This window comes from Streptomyces oryzae, assembly GCF_017676365.1.
In the GTDB taxonomy this organism is placed as follows: domain Bacteria; phylum Actinomycetota; class Actinomycetes; order Streptomycetales; family Streptomycetaceae; genus Streptomyces; species Streptomyces oryzae.
Window position 1 is genome coordinate 1 of sequence record NZ_JADKMA010000118.1, and the last position, 22,656, is coordinate 22,656.

Annotated in this window: 17 protein-coding genes; 6 read left to right on the forward strand and 11 right to left on the reverse strand. The window is 72.2% G+C overall.

Features of this window, described 5'->3' with window-relative positions:
• A partial coding sequence (locus ITI46_RS21650; RefSeq protein WP_209241359.1) for a hypothetical protein occupies positions 1-255 on the forward strand: 255 nt, incomplete at its 5' end.
• A gap of 116 nt (positions 256-371) precedes the next feature.
• Here ITI46_RS21650 and ITI46_RS21655 read toward each other — a convergent pair.
• Positions 372-836, reverse strand: coding sequence for a hypothetical protein (locus ITI46_RS21655; RefSeq protein ID WP_209241360.1), 465 nt, complete (start codon positions 834-836; stop codon positions 372-374).
• A 260-nt stretch (positions 837-1,096) separates the two neighbouring features.
• On the opposite strand from ITI46_RS21655, the gene mobF reads away from it, so the two are divergent.
• On the forward strand, positions 1,097-6,190 hold the full coding sequence (mobF, locus tag ITI46_RS35545) for a MobF family relaxase (protein WP_209241361.1): 5,094 nt from the start codon (positions 1,097-1,099) through the stop codon (positions 6,188-6,190).
• A gap of 30 nt (positions 6,191-6,220) precedes the next feature.
• Here mobF and ITI46_RS21665 read toward each other — a convergent pair whose 3' ends face one another.
• The gene (locus ITI46_RS21665) at positions 6,221-7,387 is read right to left on the reverse strand and encodes a DUF5710 domain-containing protein (RefSeq protein WP_209241362.1); all 1,167 of its coding nucleotides are present in this window, start codon (positions 7,385-7,387) and stop codon (positions 6,221-6,223) included.
• A 191-nt stretch (positions 7,388-7,578) separates the two neighbouring features.
• Here ITI46_RS21665 and ITI46_RS21670 point away from each other — a divergent pair, with 191 nt between their 5' ends.
• The gene (locus ITI46_RS21670) at positions 7,579-8,130 is read left to right on the forward strand and encodes a hypothetical protein (protein ID WP_209241363.1); all 552 of its coding nucleotides are present in this window, start codon (positions 7,579-7,581) and stop codon (positions 8,128-8,130) included.
• Positions 8,131-9,768, forward strand: coding sequence for a zeta toxin family protein (locus ITI46_RS21675; protein ID WP_209241364.1), 1,638 nt, complete (start codon positions 8,131-8,133; stop codon positions 9,766-9,768).
• A 43-nt stretch (positions 9,769-9,811) separates the two neighbouring features.
• Here ITI46_RS21675 and ITI46_RS21680 read toward each other — a convergent pair whose 3' ends face one another.
• Genes ITI46_RS21680 through ITI46_RS21720 form a run of 9 tightly spaced genes read right to left on the reverse strand, consistent with a single transcriptional unit; the run spans position 9,812 to position 20,608 of the window.
• Positions 9,812-11,371 carry a hypothetical protein gene (locus tag ITI46_RS21680; RefSeq protein ID WP_209241365.1) on the reverse strand — a complete coding sequence of 520 codons (1,560 nt, stop codon included), beginning with the start codon at positions 11,369-11,371 and terminating at the stop codon, positions 9,812-9,814.
• Positions 11,372-11,404: 33 nt separating this feature from the next.
• Complete coding sequence (locus ITI46_RS21685; RefSeq protein ID WP_247746371.1) at positions 11,405-11,923, reverse strand: hypothetical protein; 519 nt, start codon at positions 11,921-11,923, stop codon at positions 11,405-11,407.
• A complete protein-coding gene (locus tag ITI46_RS21690) occupies positions 11,916-13,652 on the reverse strand; it encodes a type IV secretory system conjugative DNA transfer family protein (RefSeq protein ID WP_209241366.1) in 1,737 nt (578 codons plus the stop codon). The genes ITI46_RS21685 and ITI46_RS21690 overlap by 8 nt, the downstream gene beginning before the upstream one ends.
• Complete coding sequence (locus ITI46_RS21695) at positions 13,652-15,205, reverse strand: putative type IV secretion/conjugal transfer ATPase (RefSeq protein ID WP_209241367.1); 1,554 nt, start codon at positions 15,203-15,205, stop codon at positions 13,652-13,654. The genes ITI46_RS21690 and ITI46_RS21695 overlap by 1 nt, the downstream gene beginning before the upstream one ends.
• Positions 15,205-16,734: an SCO6880 family protein gene (locus ITI46_RS21700; protein ID WP_209241368.1), complete on the reverse strand. Its 1,530-nt coding sequence runs from the start codon at positions 16,732-16,734 to the stop codon at positions 15,205-15,207. The genes ITI46_RS21695 and ITI46_RS21700 overlap by 1 nt, the downstream gene beginning before the upstream one ends.
• A gap of 3 nt (positions 16,735-16,737) precedes the next feature.
• Entirely contained in the window at positions 16,738-18,636 is a 1,899-nt protein-coding gene (locus ITI46_RS21705) for a hypothetical protein (protein ID WP_209241369.1), read from the reverse strand.
• A complete protein-coding gene (locus ITI46_RS34945) occupies positions 18,629-19,387 on the reverse strand; it encodes a hypothetical protein (protein ID WP_247746372.1) in 759 nt (252 codons plus the stop codon). The genes ITI46_RS21705 and ITI46_RS34945 overlap by 8 nt, the downstream gene beginning before the upstream one ends.
• Positions 19,388-19,394: 7 nt before the next feature.
• The gene (locus tag ITI46_RS21715) at positions 19,395-19,709 is read right to left on the reverse strand and encodes a hypothetical protein (protein WP_209241370.1); all 315 of its coding nucleotides are present in this window, start codon (positions 19,707-19,709) and stop codon (positions 19,395-19,397) included.
• The gene (locus tag ITI46_RS21720; protein ID WP_247746373.1) at positions 19,706-20,608 is read right to left on the reverse strand and encodes a hypothetical protein; all 903 of its coding nucleotides are present in this window, start codon (positions 20,606-20,608) and stop codon (positions 19,706-19,708) included. Before ITI46_RS21720 ends, ITI46_RS21715 begins: the two co-directional genes overlap by 4 nt.
• A gap of 345 nt (positions 20,609-20,953) precedes the next feature.
• Here ITI46_RS21720 and ITI46_RS21725 point away from each other — a divergent pair, with 345 nt between their 5' ends.
• Together ITI46_RS21725 and ITI46_RS21730 are read left to right on the forward strand one after the other, a co-directional pair.
• A complete protein-coding gene (locus ITI46_RS21725) occupies positions 20,954-22,009 on the forward strand; it encodes a peptidoglycan DD-metalloendopeptidase family protein (RefSeq protein WP_247746374.1) in 1,056 nt (351 codons plus the stop codon).
• A complete protein-coding gene (locus tag ITI46_RS21730) occupies positions 22,006-22,632 on the forward strand; it encodes a hypothetical protein (RefSeq protein WP_209241372.1) in 627 nt (208 codons plus the stop codon). The genes ITI46_RS21725 and ITI46_RS21730 overlap by 4 nt, the downstream gene beginning before the upstream one ends.
• Positions 22,633-22,656 lie beyond the last annotated feature (24 nt).

A 22,656-nucleotide genomic window follows, 5' to 3' on the forward strand; every position in this document is an offset into this window, starting at 1 on the left:
GCCCCCACCCCACCCCCAGGGCTGATCGGCTGCGCCGGGCAGGGCCCACCACGGACCCCCTCCCTCGCGACGGAGGCACCGCTCGGCGCTACCGAGAAGGAGCGCACCATGTCGAACGAGATGTCGCCGGAGCAGCTGAAGGAATTCCTGGCGTCCCAGAAGGCGGCGCAGGAGGCGGCTGCCGAGGCCGAACGGCTCGCCCGCGAGGCGGAGCAGCGCGGCAACGACGACGAGCTCCGGGGCCGCAACCGGTAGGCCGCACCGAGGCCATCGGACGGCTGATCAGTCGGCCCCGGCGGCGCCGGAACACGGCGCCGCCGGGGCCTTCTGTGCGTGAGGGTGCGGCTGCTGGTTTCGGTCCGCGGCGTGGCTCAGGCCGGACCCGCGGTCGGCGCGGCAATCGTCGGCGACGTCGGCTCACCGGCCGCCGCGTCGGCTGCCGCGCCGGGCGCCGTATCAGCCGCGCCCGGAGCCGGCGCTTCCTGCGGCGCGCTCTCGCCCTGTCCTTCGCCCTCGGCGGCCGGTCCTTCGCTGCCCGCGTCCGGGCGGCGGGCAGCGTGCTCCGCGTGCGTGTTGACGTAATCCCGCACCTCGGCCGCAGTCAGTCCGAGCGCGGCGGCGGCGTCGCGCCGGCCGCCGAAGGCGGCGACGGCTTCGGCGACCGCCGCGGCCACGTCGCGGCGGGCGTCCTCCAGCTTGGCTATGCGCTGGTCGAAGGTGGTGATGGAGGCGAGCTGGGCGGCCTGCCGCCGCTTGGCCTCCTCCAGTTCGCGCTTGTGCTGTTCGCGCAGCGCCTGGCGCCGCTCCTGGAGGCGTTCGTTGTGTCGTGACGTCATGTCCGCACATGCTTCCTGAACGCCATGCCCGCCACAAGGGCCTTTGATGTCCCATGCCTGTCACAGACAAGGAAGATGCCGTTGGGCTGTCAGACCCCAGCTCCATCCGGAGCTTTGATCTGACAGCCCAACGGCATCTCAAAATCAGTCACACCTCTTGCTATTCGCCCCCCGGTGCTGTGAACTGCTGTCATGCCCAGCCTTGTTGCCTTCCTGACGCCGCCGCCTGGTGCGCGCGCGGCAGAGGCAGGAGGGCGCTGGTGATCACGCTGCATCCGATATCGGCAGGCTCCGGTATCGACTATCTGATGCGCACCGTTTCCGGTGACGATGTGAAGGCCGGTCAGAAGGATCTGGCGGATCACTGGGACGAAGGCGGGGACACTCCGGGCGAGTGGCTGGGGGCCGAGGCGGCAGCACTCGGGCTGTCGGGGACGGTCACTCAGGAGGCTGCCGACGCGGTCTTCAAGGACGCCGTTGACCCCGTCAGCGGCAGCCGGATGGGCCGGGCCTGGCCGCGTTACACGCCTGCTGACGAGCTGTACGCGAAGTATCTCGAGGCGGAGCCGAAGGCGTCCGAAGCTCGTCGTCAGCAGCTGCGGGCCAAGGCCGACAAGGAAGGGAACCGGACGGCGCGGGCGGGCTGGGAGATGGTCTTCTCTCCGGTCAAAAGCTTCTCCGTGCTGTGGGCGACGGCCGACGACGAGCAGCGCGCACGCCTCGAAGCGGTGGAGCGCGCGGCGTTCGAGAAGGTCTTCGCGCGCATCGAGAAAGAGGCGTGCTGGACGCGGGTGGGGCCGACCGCGGCGGCCCAGGTTCAGGTGCCCGGGCGGGGGTTCATCGCTGCGGTTTTCTCCCATCGCAGCTCCCGCGCCGGCGACCCGGATTTCCACCGGCACCTGGAGATCAGCTCGAAGGTACGGACCGAAGACGGGCGCTGGCTGGCGCTCGACGCGCGGCCGTTGCACGCCCGTGTGGTGGAGTTCTCCGAGCAGTACACGGCCGAGCTCGAGCGGGGGATGGCGGCCGAGTTCGGGGTGCTCGCGCAGGCCCGGCAGAACTCGTTGCGCCCTGCACGCAGGCCGGTTCGGGAGTTCCTCGGCGTGGGCGACAAGGCAGTCCGGGGCTTCTCGCAGCGCCGTCGTACCACCGAGTACGCACTGGCCTCGATGACCCGTGATTTCCGCGCACGGGAGGGGCGCGAGCCCACTCGCGCAGAGGAGTACGAGCTGGCTCAGGCCGCCGCACTGACGGCCCGTCCGGACAAGCAGCCGACCACTGTCGAGGAGGAGCGCGGCAGGTGGATTGCGCAGGCCCGGGAGCTGGGGATCGCGCACCCTGAAGCACTGCTGCAGCGCGCAGTGGAGGCATCCCGGGAGCGTGCGCAAAGTGCTCCGGAAACCTCACAGGAGCGTGCGCAAAACGCTGCGGAGGCACCCGTTCCGCTGTCGGAAATCCCCGCACGCGCACTGCGCATTCTGGAGGGACAGCGCGCGCAGTGGACGCGTTCCAACGCGGCTGCCGAGGTCTACCGACAGCTCGTCGAGGCGGGCTGGCATGTGCGGCTGGACGACGCCGCGTTCGCGGAAACGGTGGAGCGCGCAACGGACGCGCTGCTCGATCCGGACCTGTGCGAGCGGCTGGACGCACCGGAGGCGGTGGCCCTTCCGGAGCGCTTCCGCCGGGCCGACGGAGCCTCGGTTTTCGAGCCGGTAGCCACCGGTCAGGTCTTCACCTCGCACGGGATTCTGGCCGCCGAGCGGGAGCTGGTGGAGGCCGCGACCCGGCCGGCTCCGGTGCGGATTCTGAGCACCGAGCAGGTCGATGCGGCGCTTGCCGCGGGCGACGAGGAGCGCGGTTTCACGCCCAGCACGGAGCAGCGTCAGGTGGTGCGGAACCTGCTGGGGTCGGACACGCGGGTGGGCGCTGTCATCGGTCCTGCGGGCACCGGAAAGACCACCATCATGCGGCTGGTACGGGAGGCAGCGGACGCGCACGGGCTCCCTGTGCTGGGCCTGGCGGGCGGCCAGGTGCAGGCCGACAATCTCGCCGAGGAAGCCGGAATCCGGGCGGAGAACATTGCCCGCTGGCGCTACATGAGCGAGCGCAACGGCGGCCCTCAGTGGTCTCTGCGGCCCGGCCAGATCGTCATCGTCGACGAGGCGGGCCAGGCTTCCACACCTGATCTGCGGGCGCTGGCCGAGCAGGTGGAGGCCGTCGGCGGACGGCTGCTGCTGGTCGGTGACCCGCGCCAGCTGGGCTCCCCGGGTGTGGGGGGTGCGCTGGCCCTGATCGAGGCCGACGCGGGTGCGCAATATCTGTCCGAGGTGCGCCGGTTCCGGGACGCCGACAAGACCATCCGCCGCTGGGAGGTCGAGGCTGCGGCGGCGGTCTCCCGCGGAGACGCGGACGCTTCGTTCGACGCGTATGCGCAGCGCGGCCGGATCCGGCACGGCAGTGCCGACGCCATGCTCGACGCCGTCTACACCGCCTGGCAGCAGGACACCGCCGACGGCCTCAACTCGGTGATGATCGCCTCCAGCAACGCGCTCGTTGCGCAGCTGAACGAGCGCGCGCGCAGCGACATGGCGGCCCGCGGCGAGGTCGACACCGGCGTCGAGACGGAGCTGGGGGACGGCAACCGGGCGGGTGCCGGCGACCGGATCGTCACCCGCGCGAACGACCGGCGGCTGCGCACGCACGACGGCCGGCAGTGGGTGCGCAACGGGGACACCTGGAAGGTGGAGGCCGTCGAGGACGACGGCGGTATCACCGCCGTGCACGCCCGCACCGGGCGCCGCGTCACACTGCCCGCCGCCTACGTGTCGGAAGCCGTGGAGCTCGGTTACGCGGTCACCAAGGACCGCTCCCAGGGCCTGACTGTCGACACCGGTCATGCCCTCTTCGACGGCTCGATGGACCGCAACGGCGCCTACCCGGCACTGACCCGGGGCCGCTGGGCCAACCACGCCTATTTGGTCACGGTGAAGCCGGGCGATCCGGAGACCGGCCGGCCGGGCGAGCGGCTGACGGAGCGCCAGGTGTGGCAGTCCGTGCTGCGCCGCGACGGCACCCAGCAGTCGGCCACCATGACCGCTCGCCGCAGCGAGGAGGCCGCGCGTTCGGTACGTACGCACACGGCCCGGCTGGCTTTCGTCCTCGACCAGATCGCCGATGACCGGGCCCGCCGTGCTGTGGTCGCGCTGCTGGGTCAGGAGGCCGCCGAGCAGCTGACATCGGCGCCCGCCTGGCCCGCGCTGCGCGCCCAGCTGGGGCAGCTGGCCGAGGACGGATTCGACACCGACCGGCTGCTGGAGACGACCTGGCACCAGCGGGACTTCCTCGACGGTGACGGCAATCCGGTGCGGGACATCGCGGCCATCGTGCACGCGCGCAACGCCCGTGCCCTCGACCCGGACGAGGGGTCCCCGCACGCCTTCAGGTGTGCGCAGGACGCGCCCCGCCCCGCGACGGCACCGCAGTTGCTCACCTCCGTTCCCGAGCCGAGCGACGACCCGCTGGCAGCGCTCGGACTGCTGCTGCCGGACGCCGCGCCGGGCGACGATCCGCAGACCCTCCAGGCCGCCCGGGACCTGGCCGCCGCCGCGCGAGTGCGCGCCGCCCAGCTTGGTGAAGCCGCCCAGCTCGACGCCGAGGCGGGCCAGGGATGGGCTGCCGACTACGGTCCCCGGCCCGCCGATGCGCAGGACGCTGCGACCTGGCAGACGCGGCTCACCGCGGCGGCCGTCTACCGCGATCTGGCCGGCCACGACGGGCCCGCCCCCACCGGACCCGCCCCCTCCGCGGGGGGCATGGACGCGGTTCTGCGCGGCGTGTGGCGCGCCGCGCAGCCTCCCGGTGACCCCGCCGGGACGGTTGAGGAGCTGGCAGCCGAGGCACCTGCCTGGCTCGATGCTCTCGGCCCCCGCCCGGGCGAGGACGAGGCGGCGCGCACGCTGTGGGACCGGGCGGCGCTGGCGGCGTTCACGTACCGCAGGCTGTGGGAGTTCGGCCACGAGAGCACCGCGCTGGGACAGCGGCCCGCCGATCCGGTGGCTGCCGCCGACTACGACGCGGCCGCCGCCGCGATCGCCGCCTGGCGGGCCGGTGCGGGCGGTGCCCCGTCGGCGACGCGGCCGGCGGAGATGGAGGGCGAGGCGCTGCGCCGGGCCGACCGGCGCGGGCGCAGCAGCGAGGACCGCGTCCAGCGGGTGGAGGAGGCCCTCGCTGTTCTGCACCGCGCTGAGGCCGCCAGGGACGCCGCCCGGCAGGCAGCGCAGGACGCCGCCAACCGCGCCCAGGCGCTGCGGAACGCCGACACGCCGGAACGTGAGGAACGCGCCCGGCAGCTGGCCGGGGAGGCCGCCGAGGCGCAGGAGACGGCCGCCGCCCAGGAGCGGCTGATCGCCGGTGCCCGCGAGACCCTCACCGAGCTCGCGCCCGGTCTGCTGGAGGACCGTGAGCGGGCCCGGCGTGGCTCGGATGCCCGGCGGGAACTGGCCCGCCGGACCCTGCGGGGCGCCCAGGAGGAGGAGCCGGCCGCCGCGGGCTCCCGGGTGCCGCCCTGGCAGGAGCGGCCCCATGGCCGGCTCACCGATGCCCAGCTGCAGGAGGCGCACCGCCGGGCGCTGGAGGCCGCGAGGGCTGCCGACAGCGCGGCCGACGAGCAGGAGGGACGCGCTCAGCGGCTGGCCGCCGAAGCGGCTCCCGGGGGCCGGATCGAGCAGCGGATCGCAGCCCAGGCGGCGCGTATCGAGGCCATCCACCAGTGGCGTACGGCCCGGCAGCAGGCCGAGACGACGCGCCGGCAGGCCGCGGAGAACGCCGCTCAGCGCCGGGAGTCGGCCGCCCGGCTGGCGGAGACTCAGCGGCTGGGCCTGCCCGCGGTGCGCGGAGCCGAACGGCGCGCCCTGGAGGAGCACCTGCGCAGGCTGGACGAGCAGGCCGCGCGGCTCGCGGAGGAGCTCGCCCAGGCCGAACAGCACAGCGGCCAGGCTGCCGTCACCGCCGGGGAGCCCGGCCGGCACGAGCAGCTCCTGGCCGACTGGCAGGAGGCCGGGGGCGACGCCGACGCAGCCCTCACACGGGCGCGGACCAGCGCCGGGGAGGACACACAGGCCGCCACAGCCGAGGCCCGGCGGATGCGCGAGCGCTCCCGCCAGCTGCGCGAGACGGCTGCCGCGATCCGCCGCGAAGTGAGCGTCCGCGCAACGCTTCCCGACGACAGGCGGGCCGCCGAACAGGCTGCCCGGGCACGGCAGTCACGTACGCCGCAGCAGCCCCCCGCTCCGCCCGCCGTACCCCAGCAGCGTCCGGACTCCTCCCGCCGCGAAGGGCCGCGCCGGGCGACGTGACCCGTGGCCCGGTCGCTTCGCGGCAAGAGGTCACAGCGGCTCCCGGCGCTCCTCGCGCCCGTCGGTGAGCCGGCCGGTCACGGTACGGAAGCGGCGCTCGCGCGGGTCCCAGGTGGCCGCGCCCTCCGCAGCTTCCAGGGCCTCGGCCGCCGCTGCCAGCACCGCCCGGTGCACCGGCCCCGCGAGGTCGAAGTCGTCCACCAGGTGGGCCCATTCGCAGGGACGGCACACGATCCGCAGGCGGCCCGGGGAGTTCTCGGCCACCGATGCCACGGCGATGTCCGGCGGTCTCATATGGGAGTCGCACATGTGGCAGAGCCACTGCCACCGGGGTACGGCGATCCACTGCGGCCCGCCTCCGGGGGAGGGCCGGCCGAAGACGGTGTCCAGCGCGCGGGCGAGCTCCTCCTCGCTCACCTCTGGTGCCGGGTCCGCCTCCGGTACGGCCGGCGCGCGGGCCGCGGGCCGGGCGGTGGCCGGGGGAGCAGCGGACGCCTCGGCGGCCCGCTCCTGGCGTACGGTCCGCCGCGCTGTCTTCTCCCGTTCGGGGGCCGCAGGTGGCGGCAGCACGGTGATGCCCGCGCCGGTGAGCATGCTCAGGTCCAGGTCCCACTCGTGGGCCGAGCGGCTGCGCCAGAGGGCGAACGCGGAGCGCACATGGGCCTCGGCCGCGGCCACCGACATCCCGGTCACCGCGCGCAGATGAGCAAGTGCGGCAGCACGTCGGCCGTTGAGTTCGGCCAGCCCGAAGTGGGTGACGGTGTGGCAGTCGGTGCACAGGCACACCAGCCGCCGCAGCCGCTGCACCCTCCGCGCCTCGTCGTACTCCCAGCGCTCATGCGCCTCCAGCCGGCGCCGTGCCCCACGGTCCTCGCCCCGCCCGCACACCTCGCACCGCTGCCCGGCCCTGCCGCCCACCATGCGCCGCAGCCGTTCCCAGTCGCGTGGCGCCACGCACGAGCGCACGTTGGTGAACCAGCACGAGGACGGTACGAGGTCCACGAACAGCCCGGACCCGAACGCCCGGTCCTCGCCGGGCAGGAGGGCGGGCAGGTCCGGCAGCGCCGCCCACCGCTCCAGGCCCGGCATCCCCGGCCCGGGCGCGAACCAGCGCCTGGCGGCCGGGTCCCAGCGGGCCCCCAGCGCCTTGGCCTCGTCCTTCTCGGCAAAGGGCACATCCAGCCAGACGCGGGCCATCTCCCTCACTCCTCGCTGCTCGCCTGCTACCCGGGGTGGCCGACCCGGGGGAGGGCCACACCCTCACCGGCGTACTGTGACCGATCCGGAACCAACTCCCCCTGCTCAGCGCTCTTTTCAGGGCAACCGGAACCCCCGGGGTCATTAGGCTGAGGCCGCCGGGCAACACCGGCTTCGTTCGGAGGAGTGGCGTGTCTGGGATACCCAACGTAGTACTTGACGAGATCAGGCCCGGTGCCTGGGACGAACTGGCAGCCGGCGCATTCGACGCCCTTCTTGCGTCCATGGACCAGGCCCAGGCTGTCTGTGTCGCCCGCATCGAACACGCGGGCTCCCCGTTCGGCGCCGGGCAGCCGGAAAGCGAGCGCTGGCTCGGCGTCAGCCGCCGGATCAGCGAGTGGCGTGAGGCCATCCGCCCGGACAACCACGAGGCCGTCGAGACGGCGCGCGCCTACTGCGCGCAGGTCATCGACGACTACGCCACGGTGCGCCCCCTGTACGAGGCCGTGGCCGACGGCAGGGCGCTGGCCCTGACCCCGGAGGGCGCGGCGATCTCCTTCGACGGCCGCTGGTGGGTCGCCAGGGGCGACCGCTATGTCCCGCTCGACCCTGACGACGCCGGGCAGGCCGCTGTGATCAGCGTGTTCGAGCGTCATGCGGCCGAGCTGGACCGGCTGGCGCAGGCGGAGACGGAAGAGGTCGTGCCGGTGCGGCGCGGCGACAGCGAGGACGGGGAGCGATAGGTGGCCATAGAAGACAACGAGTGGGCCGGGACCCCCGGCCCCGACTTCCAGGCCCAGGTGCTGGCACATCTGTGGCGGCGTCCGGAAAGGGTGCCCGAGGTCATGGGGGACCTCACCCCCGACCACTTCACCCGCCCCGGCTACGCGGACTTCTTTCGGGCTTTGACAGAGACCCACTCCGGCCCTGCCCCCGACGGCCCGGCGAAGGATTCCTGGCGGACGCAGCGCTGGGAGGAGGTGTCCGAGCATCTCCAGGGGGCCGCCATAGGGCCGTACGACCTGGAGGGTGTGAACAGCGTCTTGAACCCGCTGCCGCTCGACACGTGTGTCCGGGCGGTCACTGTGCAGCACGAGGTGCGCTCGATCACCGGGGGACGCACCACCGCACCCTCCGGGCCGGACACCTCCATGGAAAGGGCAGGAGACGCCGTCGACCGGGCGCTGCCGCCGCCACCCTCGTACCCTGCACCGCCCGCCGAACCGCCCGCCCAGCCCGTCGTGGTCGTCGTGGCCGGGGCTGAGGGCAGCGGCGTCGGCGCGGTCGCTTCTGAGGTGAACAGGCAGCTGACCCGCCGCGGCCCCGTCGTCGAGCTCGGCGGCGCGTACCCGCCCTTCCACCCCGCCTACGAGGCCGTCGAGGAGGCCGGGGTCAGGCCGGAGGCCCGGCACCTGGCAGCCGCCCAGTACGCCATCGACCAGCGGGCCAACACCGTCCTGCGCACGGACGCCCGCGATCCGCAGGCGCTGGCGCAGGACATGATGCGCTTCCAGCAGGCCGGCTACCGCATCGAGTTCGCCGCGGTGACCACGCCGGAGCCCATACGCCGGCTCAACGCCCTCGAGGCCCATCTGAGCGACCGCCGCACCGCACGGCTCCCGTTCACCCCCGCACCGGACCGGCTGGCCGAGAGCGCCAACCGCGCCGCGGCGATGGGTGCGGCCGTGGGGGTCTTCCGGCCTGACGGCACGCAGGTGGACTCACCCGAGCTCCAGTCCGGCAAGCAGACTCCGGCGCAGGTGATCGAGGCCGAGCGCAATCGCGGCCTGAACGACGAGACGTCGGTGCGGGCTGCGGCACAGGCCGCCCGGCTCACCGCCAGGACCACGGACTGGGTCCACCAGGCAGCCGCCCGGCAGGCCGCCACGGACGCCGGCCGGGCCGGCACGGACAACTGGGACTGGGCCATCAACGCGGCCGCCGGCCTCCCGGACCGGCCCACAGGGCCGCGCTGGGGCGCAGGCCGCCGGGCCCGCGCCGCCGGGCCGCTGGCCGCCCGCAGCGACGCCGAACTGGGGGAGCTGCTGGAGAACACCATGCTCCGCTACCGCAAGGCGGACCAGAAGGCGTTCGAGGCCCAGGCCCATGGCAAGGAACTCCAGGAGCAGGGCAAGCCGGGGGCGCATGCGTTCTTCGACGCCTCCCAGGTCGCCAGGGAAACCGCCAACCAGTACCGGGACACCGTGGTCGACGTCCTGGCCGAGGAGCGCCGTCGCGCCTCGCTGTCCCCCCGCCAGCGTCAGGCCGAACTCCAGGCGGTCCAGCAGCGTATGGCCCGAGTGAAGCCGCCGACGGAGGCCCCGCGCACCGCCATCGGCTTCGCCCAGCCCGCGCGCCCCCGCGTGGCAGCGCGCCGGTGAACCGGGTGCCGGATGCGGGCGACGCCCGCATCCGGCACCGCCGTCACGCCCTGACGGACGGCCTGCGTGCCGGGGCCTGCGCCTGCACGGCGGGGGCCGGGGCCTGCTGCGGCCGCTGCGCACTGGTCGCGGGCACCCGGCCCAGGGCCGGGTTCTTCGGGAGGACCGACCTGGACGGTGCCGCCTCCGCCAGCTTCGAGGCGTGCATCCTCGCGCCGTCGGCCAGGGAGCGCAGCTTGTCCATGTCCGCCTTCGAGAAGCGGTCCTGGGGCACGTTGTCCAGCAGCCGCTTCGCCGCGTCGGCGACCTCGCCCATCTTCGCGGAGGCCGCCCACTGGTCGTAGGTGTGCGGCCCGCCCCTCGGCAACAGCTCGCCCTTCTCCCTCTTCTCCTGGACGGGGAAGGGCGGCTGGTCCTTCAACGCCGTACCGAGGGCTGTCACCAGCTGGTGCCGGGGGCGGGCGTTGATCAGGGCCTGGCCCATCTCGCTCTGCTGCCAGGCAGCGGCCCGCCGGGCCACCTCGCGGTTGCCCGCCTGCGCCATGTGCGGGGATTCGTAGGGCGCCGCGCCCGGGTTGTTTCCCGGCGGCCTGGTGCGGGCCAGGCGCGCCGCGTGCGCGTAGCTGGCGTCCGCGAACGCGTCCAGCGCGGCGATGTCCCGCGCGGAGTAGCGGCCCGGGTTGCGCACATTCGCCTTGCGGGCCTCCTCCCTGACCTGGTGGGCGCGGGCCGCGACCCGCCCGTAGAGCTGGGCGGTCTTGCGGAAGTCGCCCTGTTCGCGGGGGTCGGAGACCGCCTTCCACGCCTGGCGGAACGCCTTCAGGGACGGGTGCGTCGCCTGGAGGAGCCGCTGGCCCATCTCGGTGCCGGTCCACTCGCGCAGCTTGTGGTTGACATCCGCGGCGGCCTGCTGGATCTCCTTGCTGATGAGCTGCCTGTCCTGCGGGTCGTGCACGAACCCGCCGTGCGGCCCATACCCGGGGAAGGGGTGGCGCAGCGCGTTCAGCTCCCGGCCCACCGCTTCGGGCGACTGCGTGGGCAGGCCGTCCCGGGGCAGCTCCTGCATCCGCAGGCTGTGTGCCGCCGCCGTGCTGCTCAGCTCCCGCAGCGCGCGGACGGCCCCGGCTGTCTCCTTGCGGCCCTCACCCTCCAGCCGGTCGGCGAGCGCGCCGGCCAGACGGGCGTAGGTCTCGCTGGAGTTCTGCCCGACGTCCGCCCACAGCCTCTTCCAGTGGTCGTTGGGCACGACGTACTGGCGCCACGCCTTTTCCCCGACGATCGCGACGGTGGAGCGCCGCATCCGTGCCGTCGCCTCGCGGGCCTCCTTCAACTGCTCCCACAGCGGGTCGCCGCGCAGGGCGTCGGCGTAATTGTCGGCGTTGCGCAAGGCGGCGGCGACCGCGGCCCCGTCGGCCCGCTCGTCACCGGTGAACAGGCCGGCGGGCGCAGCGACCGCCTGCGCGTCGGCCCATGTCTGGCGCAGGCGCTGGAATTCGCCGCGCAGTTCCCCGTTGTGCCGGTTCAACGGCGACGGGAGGCTGCGCAGGGCGTTGCGCAGCGCCTCGCTGCCCGGCGGTACGGCCGCCACAGGCTGCTCAGTCATTCACATCCTCCTCGGGAAGACGGGTGGCGGCCGCTACAGCTCGGTGGCCTGCCGCAGCGCTTCGGCCTCGGCAGGATGCGCGGAATCGGCGGTGCCGAACTCGGACGCGGTCAGGTAGTCCTCGAACTCCTCCTGGGCTTCCGGGCGTACGGCCGGAAGCGGCGGGGCCTCGTGGTGGGTGCCGTTGGCGCAGCTGGCCACCTGCAGCCGGGGCAGGAAGCCGTGCAGGGTCGACAGCCACTCGGCCTCGGCCAGGTCCCGGCCGGGTGCCGGCTGGCAGTAGGTGCGCACCCAGCCCGCGTACAGCGCGGTCAGGTGCTCGCGGACCGGGGGGTGCCGGTACCAGCACCGGGGGATCTGGTTGTGCAGCTCGAACGTGGTGCGCAGCCACTGCACCCACTCGGCCAGCTCCCGCATCTTGGCGCGGCGCTCGGCGGGCGTCATCGCCGCCCACACCCAGCCGTAGGCGGCGGATTCCTCCTCGGGCAGGTCCGGCATCTCCGGCCACAGCGAGGCCGGGTCGTCGAGACCTTCCAGGGTGTACTCAGACATCAGCGACCTCCAAGGGGGTGGTGCCGTTCGGTGGGTTCTTCTCGAGGGATATCCCGGCCGGCCCGGGGGCTGCCAGGAGTTTCTTCAGGTCCTTGTCGCGGAACGTCAGCCGCATCCGCACCTTGACCGGCGGCAGGTTGGTGTACTGGGCGATCGCGGTGAACTCGGTCAGCTGCTGCAGCGCGTGGACGGGCGCCAGGTCGGTCTCCACGACAGAGACCTGCGTCGAGTGGTCCCCGCCGCGCCCCCGGGTGGTCGACTCCCGCCGCACCTCGGTACGCCCGTACAGGCCGGAGAAGTACCGCAGGGTCTCCAGGTCGCCGCAGCCGGGCAGCAGCATCCGCAGACCGGAGGCGGACAGCACGGTGTTGGCCTTCTGCTGCCCCAGCCGGTCGCGCAGCTGGGACAGGTCGTGCCACACCGTCAGCAGGCTGATGCCCATGCCGCGTCCGGTGGTGAGGATGTTGGGCAGCCGCGGGTAGCGCAGCATGTTGCCCGCCTCGTCGACCATCACGCCCAGCGCCGGGTCCAGCGGGACGCCGGTGCTGTTGTAGCGCATCTCGGCGCCGTGGATGATCGAGGCGACCAGCGAGGTCAGCAGCGGGGCGAAGCGTTCCGCGTCGGCCTCGGAGGCGATCAGGCACACGGTGCCGTTGCGGTCCAGCAGCTCCTCGATGGTGAAGTCGGTCCCCGAGCTGGTCTCCCGCACCTCCTCGTCGGCGTAGACGCGTGCGAGGACGTTGAGGGTGAACTGGATGGAGCCGATGCCGTCCTCGTGCAGCCGCAGCCACGGCGAGGCGTAGTCGTCGGCGGTCTCCTGGTAGTCGTGTGCCAGCAGCACGGCCCGCACGTGGTCGACCGCGTCCTTGCCGAGCGAGAGCCAGCGGCGCATGTCGTTGACGCCGCCCCCGTTCAGATGGGCCGCCAGCAGTACGCCCTTGAGGACGTTGCGGGCCTGGTCGACCCAGGGTGCAGCCCGTTTGTCGTCGCCGGACGCCGAGGCCTCGGCCATCCAGGCCGCCATCCGCTCGGCGGTCTTGGGGTCGGTGCAGTAGTCGACCGGCGACCAGCGGTGCGTCGCCCGGCCTGGGATGCCCGCCGGGGCGATCACCCACACCGGGCCCAGCGCGCTGCGCCGGGCGTAGATGACATCCAGGTCGGCCGCCTTGGTGGTGGTGACCACCAGCGGGCCCTGCCACTCGGCGGCATTGGGCAGCACCAGCCCGGTCGTCTTGCTGCTGCCGGGGACGCCGAAGACGGTGGCGGAGATGTTCGGCTGGGTGGCCAGGATCTTCTTCGTCTGCATCCCCCGGCCCGCGCTCAGCCGGCCCGCGCGCTGCTGCGGAGTCTGCGGTGCCGCCAGCTTCCGCTCGGTCTTCGACCCGCCCCACTGGGCGCCGCCGGTGCGCCCGCTGAACCGCACCACGGCCGCGACCTTGACCGCCGCGGTCACCAGCGCGGCCATCACCAGCACGAACAGCGTGTAGAAGAGCCAGGCCGGCGGCGCCGGGCTGAACGCGGAACCCGGGCCGCGGACCAGGGCGTTGAGCACCGTTGCGGGGATCCCCGAGGTGGTGCGGGCCCAGCCCTTCCCGGAAAGCGCGCAGCCCAGCAGCCCGGCCAGCAGCGTCGACACCCCCACCATGGCGGCAACCCCCGCCGCGTAGGCGGCCATGATGGTCCCGTCGGAGACCTCACCCCCGCCCCCCAGACCACGACGCTGGGCCATCACATCACCATCCGCTCGTCGGTCTCGAAGAGTTTCTCCTCGATGTGGGAGAGCATCAGCTGCACCGCGTGCCCGCTGCCGCGGCCCACCTTCCACAGCGCGCGGCCGCGCTGCCCCGCCCCCCAGGAGGCGATCAGGTCGCACTCCGCGTCGGTCAGGCCGATCGCCTCACGGGTGAGGTTGAGGGGGGCGGTGTCCTGGGCGAGCTGGATGCGGGTCTCGCAGCTGGCGATCAGGTCCTTGGCGATGGCCACCGCCTCCGAGCCGGCCGACCCCACCGCCTCGAAGTCGGAGAGCCGGTGGGTCGCCAGCACCTGAATGGTGCCGCTCGCCCTGCTCAGCCGCAGGTCGGCGTCGATCTTGCGGACCATCGCCGCACCGCCGCTGCGCATCTGCCGCCACAGCTCGTCGCGGACCACCAGCCACGGCCGGTTGCCGGGGCGGTCGATCGCGCTCTGCGCCCAGGAGGAGACGCAGGTGAGCACCATGGCGATGGTGTCATCCCCGTACGACTCCAGCGCGGAGACGTCGACGGACTGGATGGGCGCGTCCCAGTCCAGGCCGATCGAGGTCTCCTTGTCGAAGAGCCCCGCCAGATGACCGGTGATCATCCCGCCGAGTGCGGCGCGCAGCGAGGCCATCTGTTCGCGGGCGAGCTGCACGTCGTTGCCGCGGACCCGCATCTCGCGGGCCATCTCCGCGGTGGGGTCCTTGAGTTTCTCGTAGACCAGCGGAAGGGTCGGTATGCGCAGGCGTTCCTGCCCGTACAGCTCGCCCGTCACCTCCCGTACGGCGACATCCAGGCACTCCTCTTCCTGCGGGGCCAGGTTCCGCTTCAGCTGGAGCTCCAGCAGCGCCTGCAGCAGGGTCAGGCGCCGCCGGTGGATCTCCTGGAGCCGGGCGGTGAACTCCTCACGGTTGGTGGTCCTCTCCAGCCCGTGGCCGAGCGGACCGGCATCCAGCGGGTTGAGGCGGCCGGACATGCCAGGGCCGAGCCGCACGGGCTCGACTCCCAGGTGCCTGCACAGCGGCCGGTACTCGCCCTTGACGTCCCCCGCGATCAGCGTGCGGTGCCCCAGCGCCATCATGCGGAAGGCCAGCGCCTTGATGTGCGCGCTCTTTCCCGACCCCGGAATCCCGGTGATCATCACGTTCGGGTTGGTGCACAGCCCTTCGCCGACCCATGCGGTCGGGTGGGCGCTGAACGCCTGCTGGGTGAGGGTGTTCCAGCCGATGTACACCCCGATGGACGGGAGCGAGGCGCCGTGCAGGAACGGGTAGATCCCGCTGGCCCGTGCGGTGTCGGAACGGAAGACATCCGCCTTGTTGATCGAGGCGGCCCGCCCCGCGAAGGGCTGGTTCCACCCTTTGCGGGGGGCCACCCGCATCGCTGTGTCGGGGTCCTCCAGCAGCCGTGCCCGGCGCTGTTCGCGGGCGCTGGGCTGCGGGGGCAGGACGGGCCCCTCCTCGGCAGGGCCGAAGAGATCGGCCAGCGACTGGGCCTTCAGCCGGCTGTCGTCATCCGTGCGGCGGCGGGAGGAGAAGAGCCCCATCAGATGCCCACCCGCCGGTCGGGCAGCCCTTGGGCGAGCGGCAGCGCCGAGGCCGCGAAGGCGTCGTCCTGCGCGCCCCACACCCGCCGCAGCTCCAGCCCGGCGGCCGAGGCGTCCGCCTGGAGATCGGCGCAGGCGATCTCCAGCTGCTCCAGGTCGGTGACGGTGACGGCGACCAGCGCGGTGAGGCGGACGACACCGTGTCCGGCGGCGCGTGCCATGTCCTGGGCGCGGGCGGTGATCGCCTCGCGCCGCTCGTCCTCGCTCTCCGAACGGCCGGTCTTGGCCCGCAGCCCGCGGGCCGCGTCCCGCTTGGTCTTCTCCCTGGCCAGTTCCTTGCGCGCCTTGGCCGGGCCGATCGGCTCGTAGACGAGCGAGAGCGAACGCCGCGCGTTGGCCCGGGGCTTGAGCAGCGGCTGCAGGAACGTCGCGTACACCTCACCCTGCGGGAAGCCGCGGACCTGGTAGCTGACGGTCCAGGCTCCGTCGTGCCGGTAGACGCCCCACTGGCTCTCGGCCGCTGCCGGGCCGGCCAGCGCGGGGTCGACGCCGGCGGGAGTTCCCCGCCAGTCGGGGTTGTTGTTGGCGGCGTTGTTGCGCTCGGCGAGCACCATGTGCGCTTCGGGGTCGTAGGCGGTGCGGATGGCCTGGGCCAGGCCGCGGGGGGTGAGCCACTCGACGACCTGGAGCCCGGCGCTGGCCAGCGCGGGCTGCATGGCGTTGAGTTCCCGTACCAGGACGGCGGCGGCTCCCCGCTGCCCGCCCCCGGAGCCTTTGATGGCGAGGCGGGCGCGGGAGGTGGACAGGGTGACGGCGAGGTACGTCTCGCGGATGGTGGCCGCCGGTCCGGCGCCCGCCATGAGCTGGTCCAGGGCTTCGACCGCGACGGCGGGTGCGTCTTCGGAGATGTGCCGCTCGGTCCAGGAGCGCAGCGCGGCCCCGTCGTCCGGGAGGGAGCGCTGGTGCACGGCGATACGGGTGATCGCACCGTCCTCCTTGCACTGGCTCCGCAGCACCGCCGCCCACGCCTGCACCCGGGAGTTCTGCTTCGCGGTGTCCACCAGCGCCAGTCCTGGATGGGAGATGCGGCAGACGGCGGTGTAGGTGCCCTCGACGGGGTTGTGCATGAGGCCCAGGTCGCCGCCCAGGCCGTCGGGCGCCTGCAGGAGGTGCAGGCGGGCGAGGGACCCGGGCAGGTCCATGGGCTGCTGCCCGTCCTTGGTGCGGGGGGCGAAGAAGCCGGAGAAGAAGAGGTTTCTGCTGGTGGCCACGGCGATCTGGTGCCTTACTGCGAGGGTGATCCACTGGTCCGCCGTCAGCCCCAGCACCCGCCCGTAGGCGAGCAGAAGCAGCACGGCGGACACGGGCAGGGCGACGAAAGCGGTCGACAGCGACCGGGCGTACAGCGGGATCAGGGCGATGACCGAGGCGGCCGCCACCAGAGCGAACCCCGGGCCGCTGAGGTTCCCGATGAACCCGCTGCGCTCCGACTGCCAGCCGCTGTAGGTGACGGGCTCGGCACTCGACACGGGTCAGCTCCCTTCGGGGGGTTGCGTGGGCGTGGTGGGGGGCGGCCCGGGCGGCATCGGCGGCGGCTCGGACTCGGGGATGTCGGGCTGAGCGGCTGGGGGCGGAGTGGGAGCCGACTGCCCCCCGCCTCCGCCGCTCCCGTCGCCTCCGCCGCCTCCATCGCCTCCGTCGCCTCCGCGCCGCGGGACCACGACATGACGTCCGCCCTGGTGGGCGTGGTCGAGACCGGCGTGCGCGGCCATGTTGCCCGCCGAGCTCTCCAGCATGTCCTTGCCCGCCGCCGCCAGTTGCAGGCCCATACCGACCGTCCCGCCGACCTTCGACATGAAGCTGCCGGACTTGCGGCCCATCATCGCCTTGGACCAGAAGCCTCCGCCTCCGCCGCCGGAGCCCCCTCCGCCACCCGCGCCTTCGGAGGCGTTCTCGCCCTCCAGGGCCCGGGTGAATCCGCTTCCGCCGCCTGCCATGCCGGCGCCGCCGAGCGACGGGTTGTAGCCGCCGAAAGCACTCGATACTGACGAGCCGATGGTGCTCAGCATGCCGGAGGCCGCGCTGTTCCCGGCACCGACGGTGGTGAACGTCATGAACTTGGCCAGTGCCGGCCAGGCGGAGCAGGCCAGGATGAACACGATCAGCCCGACGAAGACGTTGCGGATGCCCTTCGCGTTGCCCATCGCGGAGGCGCCGATGCTGAAGCAGATGACGATCACCGGCTTGGCGAGAATCAGCGAGATCAGCGCGTTGCGGGCCTTGGGCCACCACTCGCTCGTCGCGTCGCTCATCTGCCCCGCCAGCGCGATGGGCATCACGGTGACCAGGATCATGATGGACGCCTGCCTCACCAGCATCTCCAGCCACAGCGCGCCCACGGACACGATGGCCAGGATGCTGATGACGATCACGAATCCGGTGGCTGCGGGAGCCACACCGCTGCCCGTGATCAGCGCGGCTCCTGCGGTGGCTCCCCCGCCCCCGCCGACCAGGCCGGCGAACATCGTGCCCAACTGCTGCTTCATGGCCTCGGTCGCGGTGCCCGTGTCGGCCAGCTCGGCCCCGCTGACCGATTCACCGCCCTCACCGGTCAGCGTGTAGTTGATCATCGCTGTGCTGAACGTGTCCGACCAGTCCAGCGCCGTCTGCGTCGCGGTGACGTAGACGGCCAGGATCACGGCCCACTTGGCCAGACCGGTGATCGCCGTCACCAGCGGCGCGCCCTTCTGGGAGATCCCGAGCTTGGCGAACTGGATCAGCAGCAGGAACGTGGCCACCAGGATGGACATTCCGGTCATGATGCCCATCACCGGGCCGATCCCGGTCTTCGCCAGCTTGATGGTGGAGATGCTGTTGAAAGCCCCGGCGAACTGCTTGATCAGCCACACGACGGAGGTACCGAGTGCGCCCGCCGCCTTCTCCAGGGCCCCGCCCGCCCAGTCCTTGATCTTGTCCCCCACCCAGTCGAGAGGGGTGTACGCGTCGCCCGGCCACTTCCAAGTGGCCTCCTCCCTGCACTGCTGGAAGGATTTCTTGTCCTTCTTCACGCAGTTCGTGAGGTACTTCTTGATCTTCGGAAAGTCGGGGTTGTTCGTATCGGACTTCTCCAGCCACCTCTCGAGCTGGGTCTCCTCGTACTTGCGCGCCTCCTTGGGGTCGGTGGAGCCCTCGCCGATGCAGACCGTGCCGGGGAGTTCGCAGTCGCGGGCAGCGCGGCAGTTGATGTCCGTGTCCACGCGGCAGTACTCGCCGTTCTTGGTGTTGATGCCGACGGTCTCCCCGGTCTCCTGCCACTCCTTGGGGATGGGGTCCGGCGGCTTGGGCCCGGCGAAAGCGGGCTGGCTCAGCGTCAGAAAGCCGAAGACGACGGCGGCCAGGAGCACACCGCACCGGGCGAGGAACCTAGCCATTGGCGACCTGCCGCCAGCCGTCCTGGAAGGCGTAGGGGCTGTGCGGGTCGTAGGCGCGCGGCCCCGCCGACCGGCGCACCCAGTGCGGCGCTTCCGTCACTCTCCAGTCGCCCCTCGTCCAGGTCACGATCAGGTTGTCCGTCTGGTCCTTGAGCGGGTTGTCGTCGGTGCTCTTCTCGGTGGTGGTGGCGTAGCGGTCGTAGACCATCCACACCTGGACGACGTCTCCCTTGCGGTCGAGGCTCCGCATCAGCACGGCCTTGACGTTGGTCGTGACGGTCATCTCGTTCGGAGGGCCGCCGGAGGGTGGCAGCCCCACCCCCTCACGCAGCTTGCGCACTTCGGAAACCCCGTTGCGTACGGCCGGGTCCGAGGGGCGGGCGGCGATGGTCCGCAACTGCCGCTCGGCGGCCTGGTCGTCGATGAAGCTCAGGTCCTGCCAGTACGAGACGGCCGCCGACCTGGCGCCCACCGCCGTGTGCGGAAAGCCGGTGCCGATGCCGTTCTTCGAGGACTTGGGCTTGAGCACGGACACGCGCGGGGCGGTGGCGGGGGTGTGCTTCTTCCCGCCGGGGGCCGGGGAAGGCGACGCGGTCCGGCCCGGGGAGGACTTCGCCTGAGGGGAGCGGGAGGAGCCCTCCGCCGCGCTACCGAGGGCCGCGGCGACGCCCCCGGCCACGAGCGCCACCACGGCCGCGCCCAGCAGGACAAGGCGCACCCGGGCGCGCCGCGCCTTGCTCCGGTAGTCCATGCGTCTCTCAGCCCTTTGCCTGGGTCATGTTGTAGAAGGCCATCACGAGACCGGAGGTCACCCCGATGCCCATGCCGGAGACCAGGCTCCAGACGATGGCCTGCTTGCCCCGGGCCGCCAGCCCGCCCCGTTCACTGTTGTGGCCGATCGCCACGCACGCCCATCCGGAGAGACCTCCCAGGACGGCCAGCGCCAGGCCGATGCCGGCCGTCCAGCCGAGGATCGTTCCCGTCGGCGTCTTGAGCGTCTTGGGCACGGTCGGCGAGAAGTCCGGGATCGGGCCGGCGGCCAGAGAGTTGAAAGCTTCGAGCATGTGACTCATGCGGGCACCTTTTCGGAGGCGACGCGGGCGTCGGAGGACAACGGGGCGGGCGTACGGGCTGCGGGGAGCGGGTGGCCCCACACCTGATGAGCCGAGGCCAGCACAGCCTTCGCGAGGTCGTATCCGGCTGCGAGGGTCTTGGGCCTGATGCGGTGTGAGTCGCTCATCCCGTACGTGCGGATGTGCGGGTCGTGGGGAACGTTGATGACGGAGAAGACGTGCGAGCGGAGCATCGCCGCCGCGGCCCGTACGGGAGACGGCGGGCGGCCCTCCCCCGTCGCGGTGAGGGCGATGACCATGCGCTGCAGGGGCAGTCCCTCGGCCACGGCCGCCTTCACCGCGACCTGGAGGGCCTGCACGCCCGGCCCGGTGGCGGCTGCGCACAGGACGGGAACGGCGAAAGGGAGCGAGCACCAGGAGGCGGCCTGCCCGGCGTGCCCGGCGCACCGCGCGGTGATGAGGTCCTGGGCGACGGCTTCGGGGGTGTCGGCGATGACGGCCTGCCAGCCGCCGGCCGCCGCGAGCTGGTGCCAGGCCGCCGGATCCGTGGGCAGGGACAGCGGTGCGCTGGACCACTCCTGATGGTCGGTCAGCACCTGCCAGGCACGGCCCTCGGGGGCGGGACACCAGGAGGCCGCCTCCCGTATGCGCTGCCGGGTGGCGGGCCGGTCCGGCGGTATGGACGCCAGCCCCGCACCGGGTTCAGCGCACCAGAAAGGCCACGGTGAGGTCAGCCGCGGAGTGGTGTCCAGAACAACCGAGGGCCCGGCGTCAGAGAACGCCGCGGCCAGCAGACCGGCAACGGTGGACCGGCCGCTTCCGCCCGCGGGCCCGAGTACAGGTATCAGAAGGCGAGCGTGCGCCGGAAGTTTCTCCAGCGCCGGCGATCTCTTGGACAACGTCCCCCCGGAATTGCACTCGCACCTGACAAGAGGTCAACCCTGAGACGGCAGCAGCCGCGGCGGCCCGGGCTTGTGTCCGCCGCATTCTAAGGTCGCGCCCGAGGCTCGGATGGTTCCACATCTTTACACCCTGTGCGAGGGTAAAAAAGGGGGATTTAAGCTGCCTAAGCGGCATTTGGAGTGTGCAAGAAGTGGCAACCTTGTGACAAGTACCTTCTGATAGCTGCCCAAAACCGGTGTGAGAATGTGTGCCGATCGGACCGCGGTCCAGGCGATTCCCCGTCGGCGGGAATGCACGCGGTGCCGAGGGTCACCGCTCAACCGCTCAGGGGGGACGGCCGTTTGAGCAGCATTCGCATTCTGCAAACAGTCGGCGGCGTGGTCGCGGCCGTCTTCGCCATCGCGTTCGGACTCGTGCTCCTCCTGGTGATCTCCGATGACGACGGAGGCGGCGGAGGCGGCGCCGAGCTGACGGCAGGCTCACTCAAGGTCGGCAAGAACGGCGTGCCGGCCGCCTACGCCGGACTGATCCAGAAGGCCGCCGACGACTGCAAGGCCGGGCTCCCGGCAGGCGTCCTGGCCGCCCAACTGCAGCAGGAGTCGGGCTTCCAGGCCGACCCTGGTGTGAGTGAGGCGGGTGCGTTGGGGATAGCGCAGTTCATGCCGGGGACGTGGTATGGCAAGGACGGTCACAAGGGTGCGGGTGTGGACGGTAACAAGGATGGGAGGAAGGATCCTCTTGATCCGGAGGATGCGATACCGGCTCAGGGTCGGATGATGTGCAAGTTGCTGGCCACGGCGAAGAAGCATCCTGAGTACAGCGGGAGTCCCATCGAGTTGGCTCTGGCTGGTTACAACGCCGGCTGGGGCCGGGTGGAGCAGTACCGGGGAGTGCCCCCCGCGTCCTTCGCGAAGGGGCAGACGTACAACTATGTGAAGATCATCATGGGTAACGTCGCGAGGCTGACCGGCCCGGACGGCAAGTTGTCCACGTCCGGATGGACCCGTCCTGCTGATGGGCCGCTGGGGACCCCTTATCACCAGCGTGGCGGTTCCTGGTCCAGTGGCATGCACACCGGTATCGATTTCACTGTTCCGACCGGGACGCCTGTCAAGGCGGCCGGGCCTGGCACGGTCCAGACGGCGGGCAAGGGCGGGGCCTACGGTAATCAGGTCGTCATCCGGCACCAGGACGGCACCTACAGCCAGTACGCCCATCTCTCGAGGATCTCTGTCTCCGCCGGCCAGCATGTCAAAGGCGGGCGGAAGATCGGGCTCTCCGGTGCCACCGGCAATGTGACCGGCCCGCACCTGCACTTTGAGATCCGCACCGGCCCGGAGTACGGCTCCGACATCGACCCAGCCGCCTTCCTGCGCAAACACGGAGTGAAGCTGTGACGCAAGAACCGCAGTTCGCCCCCTGGGGCCTGGTCTCCGCGCAGTTCTGGGCCGGTGAGGAAGCCGCCGCTCCGGCCGCCGGCCGGCGGCCGGACGGACAGTCCCACGCCTACCCCGCCCTCACTCCCGCAGGGGCGGGGGCAAGCGCAGGCGCTGAGCATCCCCCGCCGCCTCCGGAGGAATACCGGGAGCGCGTCGCGGCCATCACCGCGACTTTCGCACCACCGCACGACCCGAAGCGCCTGGCATGGGCCGCTATCCAGGCCGAACGCCTGGACCAGGAAGCCACCACCACCTACGGCCACGCACACACCCACACCATCAGCATCCGGGAACTGCGCGGCTGGATCGCCCGGCTGCAGGGCGACCCGGCCGCGGCGACCCACTGGGACCTGCACGTCATCCAGCTGCAAGGGGCAGCGTGGGGCATGCACCACGGCATCACCCGGGCCAGCGCCCAGCGAGCGGTACGGCACTGGAGTGAAATCACCGACGCCGCCACCCGCCTCGCCCTGGGCAAACAGCTCCTCGGCATGCTCATCGCCGTCACCGGGGAGAACAGCCGCCTCACCCGCCACGTACGCAAACTGCTCCGCAAGGCCCAGAACCCCGCCGTCCCCTGACCGCGCGCGGACCCGGCCCAGCCC